We start from the raw sequence: 6,726 nt of genomic DNA, 5'->3' as shown, positions 1-6,726 counted from the left end.
AGCAGGGCCGCCTCGACGCACGCGCCGAGGACGTCACCGGTCACGCCGCCCAGACGACGTACGGCGAGCCTGACGCACGCGACGACCGCCACTGTCGACAGCAGCGGAGCCACCCAGCCGCCGACGCCCGCGTCGGCACGGTCCGCGACCACCCACCACACGGCAGTCACCGGCACCCAGAGAAGCGCCAGACGCAGCCCCCTGACCGAGCCGGCGACCGCCGCGCCCAGTCCACCCGGACGCGCGGCGGGGACCCCGCGCGCACAGGCCACCGCGAGCGCCACGCGTGACCAGCAGACCGCTGCACCGGCCAGCAGCGTCCCCCAGACGGTGCCGGACAGACTCGCGAAGCCGAGGGTCTGCACACCGAGGATCACGACGAGGGTGACCACGCCGGCAGGGCCGGCCGTCCCGGAACGCATGACCTCCAGGGACCGTTCACGGTCGGTCGAGGCAGTCAGTCCGTCGACGGTGTCTGAGACGCCGTCCAGGTGGAGCAGGCGGGTCGCCCACGCCAGGAACGCGGCAGCCAGGAGCCCGCTCAGCAGAGCCGGTGCCCCGGCGAGGTGGCCCAGCGCGAGCACGACGGCGACGCCGGCGCCGAGCGGCAGGACGGTCACAGGGGCGGCCAGCATCGCGACACCGCCGGTCGTACGGTCGACGACCGCTGGCGGTGGGACGGGGATCCGGGTGAGCGTGCCGAGGGAGAGCAGGAACCCGTCGCGGAGCGTCATCCGAGCTCGGAGAGCAGGGCCACGTCGCGCAGCAGCGCGACGGCGCTGCGCAGCACCGGGACGGCGGCCACGGCGCCCGAGCCCTCGCCGAGCCGGAGGCCCAGGTCCAGCACCGGGTCGAGGCCGAGCTTCTCCAGCGCTAAGGACTGCGCCGGCTCCGTGGACCGGTGGCCGGCGGCGAACCACTGGGCGGCGCCGGGTTCGAGCTCCTCGGCCCACAGGGCGCAGGCCACGCTCATGAGGCCGTCGAGCAGGACCGGCACACCCGAGCGGGCGGCCGTCACCAGGTACCCGGTCGTGGCGACGAGGTCGGCGCTGGACAGGGAACCGAGAGCCCCGAGACCGTCCAGCCCGGCCTCACGCACCCTCGCCACAGCCGCGTCGACGGCGGCCGCCTTGCGCGCGAGCGCCTCGTCGTCGATGCCGGTGCCGCGACCCACGACCGCCTCGCCGGGCAGACCCAGGGCGTACGCGACCATCGCGGCGGCGGGGGTGGTGTTGCCGATGCCCATGTCGCCGCTGATGAGCAGGTCCGCGCCGGCTGCGATCTCCTCGAGCGCCACGGCGACACCGGCGTCGTACGCGGCCCGCGCCTGCTCGGGGGTGAGGGCGTCCCGCAGGTGGAGGGGCTCGCTCCCCGGGCGCACCTTGTGCGCCTGGAGGGCAGTCCGCGTCGCGGCGTCCAGGTCGGCGAAGTCGTCGTTGCACCCCAGGTCCAGCACCCGTACGGCGACGTCGTGGGCGCGCGCCAGGGCGCTGACGCCGGCGCGCCCGGCGAGGAAGGTGCGCACCATGGCGCCGGTGATCTCGGCCGGGAAGGCCGAGACACCGTGGCTGGTGACGCCGTGGTCCCCGGCGAAGATCACGAGCCGTACCGCGTCGAACCCCCGCGGCGGAACGGCGTCCTGCACGGCGCTGACCCACACGGCGAGGTCGCCGAGCCGGCCCAGGGCACCGGGGGGCGTCGCCAGGCCGGCCAGACGCTCGGCGGCGGCACGTCGGGAACTGTCAGCGGGGGGAGTGAGGGTGGCGATGAGGAACTCCGGGGGACGGGAGGCGGGGGCCTCGGGACGGGCCGTGCCACCCTACGGCTCCCGGCGGCCGCCTCGTCGCGTCGAGGGGGAGCGGCTCGCTATTCTCAGTGCAGCGCGTCACTCCTGCGAGGAGTGTCGTCACGAAGCGAGAGGGGAACTTGCTCGACATGAGCGAGAGTGACAGTCCGAGCCGACCGTACGTCCCGGGGACGACCCGGTGACCCCGTGGATCCTGCTCGCCAGCTCGTTGGTGCTGATCGGCCTGTGCGGCATCTTCGTCGCCTCCGAGTTCGCCTTCGTGACCGTCGACCGGACGACGGTCGACCGCGCCGCCTCCGGTGGCGACCCCAAGGCCGTGGGCGTGCAGTCGGCCCTGCGTTCGTTGTCGACCCAGCTCTCCGGCGCCCAGATCGGCATCACCGTCACCAACCTGGCGATCGGCTACCTGGCCGAGCCCGCGATCGCCGAGCTCATCGGCGACCCGCTGCGCGGCGCCGGGCTCCCCGACGGTGCCGTGCGCCCCGTCGCGCTGGGCGTCGCCCTGGTGCTGTCCACGGTGCTGACCATGGTCTTCGGCGAGATGGTGCCCAAGAACCTGGCCATCGCCAGGCCGCTGGAGACCGCCCGACGCACGCAGGGCTTCATGCGCGGCTTCACCGTCGTCAACCACTACCCGATCAAGCTGCTCAACGGTTCGGCCAACGCCATCGTGCGCAGGCTCGGCATCGAGCCGCAGGAGGAGCTGCGTTCCGCGCGCAGCACCGACGAGCTGGCATCGCTGGTGCAGCACTCCGCCGACCAGGGGACCCTGGACGCGGAGACCGCCGAGCTCGTGGAGCGGTCGGTCGAGTTCGCCCAGCGCACCGCCGGCGAGATCATGACCCCGCGCGTACGCACCACCTCCCTGGCCGACACCGACCGCGCCTCGAGCGTGATCGAGGCGGCCCGCCAGACCGGCTTCTCACGGTTCCCGGTGCTGGACTCCGAGGAGGTCGTCGTGGGCACGGTCCACGTCAAGAACGTCGTGGCGCTGGCCGTCCACGAGCGCGCGACCACGCGCGTCCGGCGCGTCATGGGCAAGGCGACAGTGGTGCCCGACAGCCTGCGGCTCGACCCGCTGCTCGCGCTGCTGCGCAACGACGGCACGCAGATGGCGGTCGTCCTCGACGAGTACGGCGGCCACGCCGGCATCGTGACCCTGGAGGACGTCGTGGAGGAGATCGTCGGCGACATCTCCGACGAGCACGACCGCCTGGGCGCCCGGCACCGGCTGCGGCCGGACGGGTCGTGGTTCCTGTCCGGCCTGCTCCGCCCTGACGAGGTCGAGGACCTGACCGGCCTGGCCCTGCCGCTGCACGAGGACTACGACACCATCGGCGGCCTGATCATGCGCGAGCTGGGCAAGGTGCCCAGCAACGGCGACCGCATCGAGGTGACGGTCACAGGAGACTCCGACGAGGAGCAGCACCTGGTGACCCTGACCGTGGAACGGATGGACGGGTTGCGCGTGGACCGGGTGCACATGCGCGAGGTGACCGGCGCCCCGGGCGTCGGACCGAGCAGCGAGGGAGGTGTCCGGTGAACGACTACGCCGCACTCCTGCTCGCCGTCGTCCTGCTCGCGCTCAACGCCTTCTTCGTGGGCGCGGAGTTCGCCCTGCTCTCCACGCGCCGCAGCCAGATCGAGCCGAAGGCGCTCGCGGGCTCGGGAGCCGCCAAGGCCACGCTGGCGGCCATGGAGAACGTGTCGGCCGTGATGGCGGCCGCCCAGCTGGGGATCACCGTGTGCTCGCTGGGCCTGGGCGCCGTCGGTGAGCCGGCGGTCGCCCACCTCCTCAAGCCCGTGTTCGCGTCCCTGGGGGTGCCCCACCAGCTCGTCTACCCGATCTCCTTCGTCATCGCGCTGCTGGTCGTGGTCTTCCTGCACGTGGTCCTGGGGGAGATGGTCCCCAAGAACATCGCCATCGCGGGCCCGGCGCGTGCGGCCCTGGTCCTGGGCCCCCCGATGATGTGGATCGTCACGGTCCTGCGGCCGGTGATCGCGGCCCTCAACTTCATCGCCAACCTCACCCTGCGCGCCCTGCGGGTCGAGCCGAAGGACGAGGTCTCCTCGGTCTACACGCGCGAGGAGGTCGCGGCCCTGGTGGAGGAGTCCCGCGGCTCGGGCATGATCGAGGACGCGGAGTACGACCTGCTCGCCGGCGCCCTGGGGTTCACCGAGCTGACGGTCTCCTCGGTGCTCATGCCGTCCGACTCACTCGCCACGGTGGGGCCGGGCTCCTCCGGAGCGGACGTCGAGACCCTGTGCGCCCGGACCGGCTTCAGCCGGTTCCCGGTCACCTCGGAGGAGGGTGAGCTGCGCGGCTACCTGCACATCAAGGACGTGCTGGAGACGGACGAGGTTCGGCGGGAGCGCCCCATCGACCCCAAGTGGGTACGTCCCTTCGCCACGGTCCGCAGCGACGACCTGCTGCACGAGGCCCTGGGCACGCTGCGCCAGCGCGGTGCCCACATGGGCCGGGTGGTGGACTCCGAGGGGATCGTGCTCGGCGTGGTGACGCTCGAGGACGTGCTGGAGGAGCTGGTGGGGGAGATCCGTGACGGTGCGCACCACGCCCCGCAGGCGGACACCCGTACGCCCGAGGCCTGACGACACCGCACAGGGGTCCCGGCGGACGCGGTGCCGCTGGGTAGTGTGGCCGCTGACCTGCGTGGGGCACGGTCGGAGCAGAGGACAGGAGCCGGGGCAGTGGAGTCACGAGGCGAGCAGAGTGGTCCGTGGACCGTTCCCAACCTCCTCAGTGGCGTGCGCCTGCTCGGCATCCCGGTCTTCCTCTGGCTCGTCCTGGGACCCCAGCACGACGAGCTCGCACTGCTCGTCCTGCTCGTCGCGGGCATCACCGACTTCCTCGACGGTTGGCTCGCACGTCGCCTCGACCAGCGCTCCGCGCTCGGCGCGATCCTCGACCCGGTCGCGGACCGCCTCTACATCCTGGCCGTCGTCGTCGGACTCTTCCTGCGAGACATCATCCCGCTGTGGGTCGCGGTCGTGCTTCCCCTGCGTGACGTCCTGCTCTGGCTCCTCGTGCCCTTCCTGCGGACCCGGGGCTACAGCTCGCTGCCGGTCCACTTCCTCGGCAAGGCCGCCACGTTCAACCTCCTGTACGCCTTCCCGCTGCTCCTGCTCGGGGACGGCAGCGGCATGGTCGCCACCCTCGCCCAGGTCTTCGGGTGGGCGTTCACCATCTGGGGCATCGGCCTCTACTGGTGGGCCGGCATCCTGTACGCCTGGCAGGTGTTCCGCCTCCTGCGTGACACGGACCGACGCGTGGCCCAGGAGTCCGCGTGACGCCTCCTCCCGCGGACGACTACGCCTCGGCACCGCGGCCGGCAAGCCCGCCGGCGGCCGGGGCGGCGCCGCCGGCGCTGCCCGCGCACGTCACCACGCCGTTGCTGACGCTCATCACCCAGCGGTCGCTCGACGAGGACTACGCCGCTGCGGCGGAACGGCGTACGAGCGCGACTGGGGACCGCCCTGCGCCCGGGCGACGCTTCGCGGTCGGTACGGGTGTGGCCGTCGCGTTGTTCGGACTCCTGGTCACGGTGATCGGGCTGCAGACGCAGCGTGACGCCGAGGTGGACCAGCTGAGCCGTGACGCCCTGATCGCGCAGGTCGAGGAGCGGCGCGAGCGCGTCAGCGACCTCCAGTCGAAGGTGCGTGAGCTCGAGGTCGCGAACCGGGGGACGCTGCAGGCCAACGCGGACCTGGCAGCCCAGGTGGACGACGCCCGGGCCGACCTGGAGCAGCTGGGGATGAGCACGGGGTCCGTGGCCGTACGCGGCCCCGGCGTACGCATCACCGTGCGCAGCGCGGCCGGAGCCGAGCCGAACAGCCAGATCCGGGACGAGGACCTCGCCACCCTTGTCGACGGGCTGTGGCACGCCGGCGCCGAGGCGATCTCGATCAACGGTGAGCGTCTCTCCGCCACCACCGGGATCCGCAACACAGGTCGCTCTATCCACGTCGGCGGGCGCCCGATCACCGAACCCTTCGTGATCAACGTGATCGGGGACCCCGGGAGCCTGCAGGCCGACCTGCTGGCCTCCTCCCAGGGACAGGTGTGGTTCGAGCTCGCCAACGCGCTCGGATTTGAGTACGTACCCGAGAATGTGACGGACCTGCGTCTGCCGGCTGCGAGACTGGACCCGCTGCGCGTGGTCGAACAGGGATCTCAGGCATACCGGTCCGGGACGCTCTACGGTGAGGAGGAGAACGAGTGATTGCAGCACTGGGACTGGTGCTCGGAGTCGTGCTTGGCCTGCTCCTCGCACCCGACATCCCCGTCGGACTCCAGCTGTACCTTCCGATCGCGGTGGTGGCTGCGCTGGACGCCGTCCTCGGTGGGTTGCGCGCCTTCCTCGACGGCATCTTCGACGACAAGGTCTTCGTGGTCTCGTTCGTGAGCAATGTGGTCATCGCGGCCACGATCGTCTTCGTGGGCGACCAGCTGGGCGTCGGCGGACAGCTCCAGACCGGCGTCGTCGTGGTCCTGGGCATCCGCATCTTCTCCAACATGGCATCGATCAGGCGGCACGTCTTCCATGCCTGAGCCGACCAAGCCGGGCCCCGCGGAGGAGCCCGAGGCCGCAGCCGCGCCGGACGAGATCGAGAAGATCGAGCCGGACGTGGCGGTGGAGACCGGTGAGCCGGGGGAGGGCGACGAGCAGGGTGCCTCTGGTCCCGCCTCCGAGCAGACGGCTGACGCCGTGCCTGAGGACGAGGTCGATGACGAGGGTGACGCGGGGGACGACGCTGACCTGGTCGGCGATCCGGACGACGTCCCAGAGACGGGCCCGGAGCCGGAGTCAGAGACCTCCGCCGAGGGGGACACCGCGCCCGACGCCGGCTCCGGGGCAGTCGCCCTGGGCGACGAGTCCGACGTGGACCTTGAGGAAGAA

8 protein-coding genes are annotated in these 6,726 nt (G+C 72.1%); 6 read left to right on the top strand and 2 right to left on the bottom strand.

The window, feature by feature from the left end; translation table 11 throughout:
• Positions 1-734 (bottom strand): adenosylcobinamide-GDP ribazoletransferase (locus ACI379_RS14905; protein ID WP_439792885.1); only part of this gene is annotated, 734 nt, incomplete at its 3' end.
• Positions 731-1,714 (bottom strand): nicotinate-nucleotide--dimethylbenzimidazole phosphoribosyltransferase, encoded by a 984-nt coding sequence (gene cobT, locus ACI379_RS14900; protein WP_439792886.1) that lies wholly within the window; start codon positions 1,712-1,714, stop codon positions 731-733. The genes ACI379_RS14905 and cobT, both read right to left, overlap by 4 nt.
• Before the next feature lie 271 nt (positions 1,715-1,985).
• On the opposite strand from cobT, the gene ACI379_RS14895 reads away from it, so the two are divergent.
• From ACI379_RS14895 to ACI379_RS14870, 6 genes are all read left to right on the top strand, one after another.
• The gene (locus ACI379_RS14895; RefSeq protein ID WP_439792884.1) at positions 1,986-3,350 is read left to right on the top strand and encodes a hemolysin family protein; all 1,365 of its coding nucleotides are present in this window, start codon (positions 1,986-1,988) and stop codon (positions 3,348-3,350) included.
• Positions 3,347-4,417 (top strand): hemolysin family protein, encoded by a 1,071-nt coding sequence (locus tag ACI379_RS14890; RefSeq protein WP_439792883.1) that lies wholly within the window; start codon positions 3,347-3,349, stop codon positions 4,415-4,417. The genes ACI379_RS14895 and ACI379_RS14890 overlap by 4 nt, the downstream gene beginning before the upstream one ends.
• A 99-nt stretch (positions 4,418-4,516) precedes the next feature.
• Positions 4,517-5,116 (top strand): CDP-alcohol phosphatidyltransferase family protein, encoded by a 600-nt coding sequence (locus ACI379_RS14885; protein WP_439792882.1) that lies wholly within the window; start codon positions 4,517-4,519, stop codon positions 5,114-5,116.
• On the top strand, positions 5,113-6,048 hold the full coding sequence (locus ACI379_RS14880; protein WP_439792881.1) for a DUF881 domain-containing protein: 936 nt from the start codon (positions 5,113-5,115) through the stop codon (positions 6,046-6,048). The genes ACI379_RS14885 and ACI379_RS14880 overlap by 4 nt, the downstream gene beginning before the upstream one ends.
• Positions 6,045-6,377, top strand: coding sequence for a DUF1290 domain-containing protein (locus ACI379_RS14875; protein WP_439792880.1), 333 nt, complete (start codon positions 6,045-6,047; stop codon positions 6,375-6,377). The genes ACI379_RS14880 and ACI379_RS14875 overlap by 4 nt, the downstream gene beginning before the upstream one ends.
• The coding region (locus ACI379_RS14870) for a hypothetical protein (protein ID WP_439792879.1) at positions 6,370-6,726 on the top strand (357 nt) is incomplete at its 3' end. The genes ACI379_RS14875 and ACI379_RS14870, both read left to right, overlap by 8 nt.

The organism is Nocardioides sp., assembly GCF_051876515.1.
Lineage (GTDB): Bacteria > Actinomycetota > Actinomycetes > Propionibacteriales > Nocardioidaceae > Nocardioides.
Note: the sequence above shows the minus strand (reverse complement) of the source record. Positions and strands in the feature narration are given on the sequence as shown.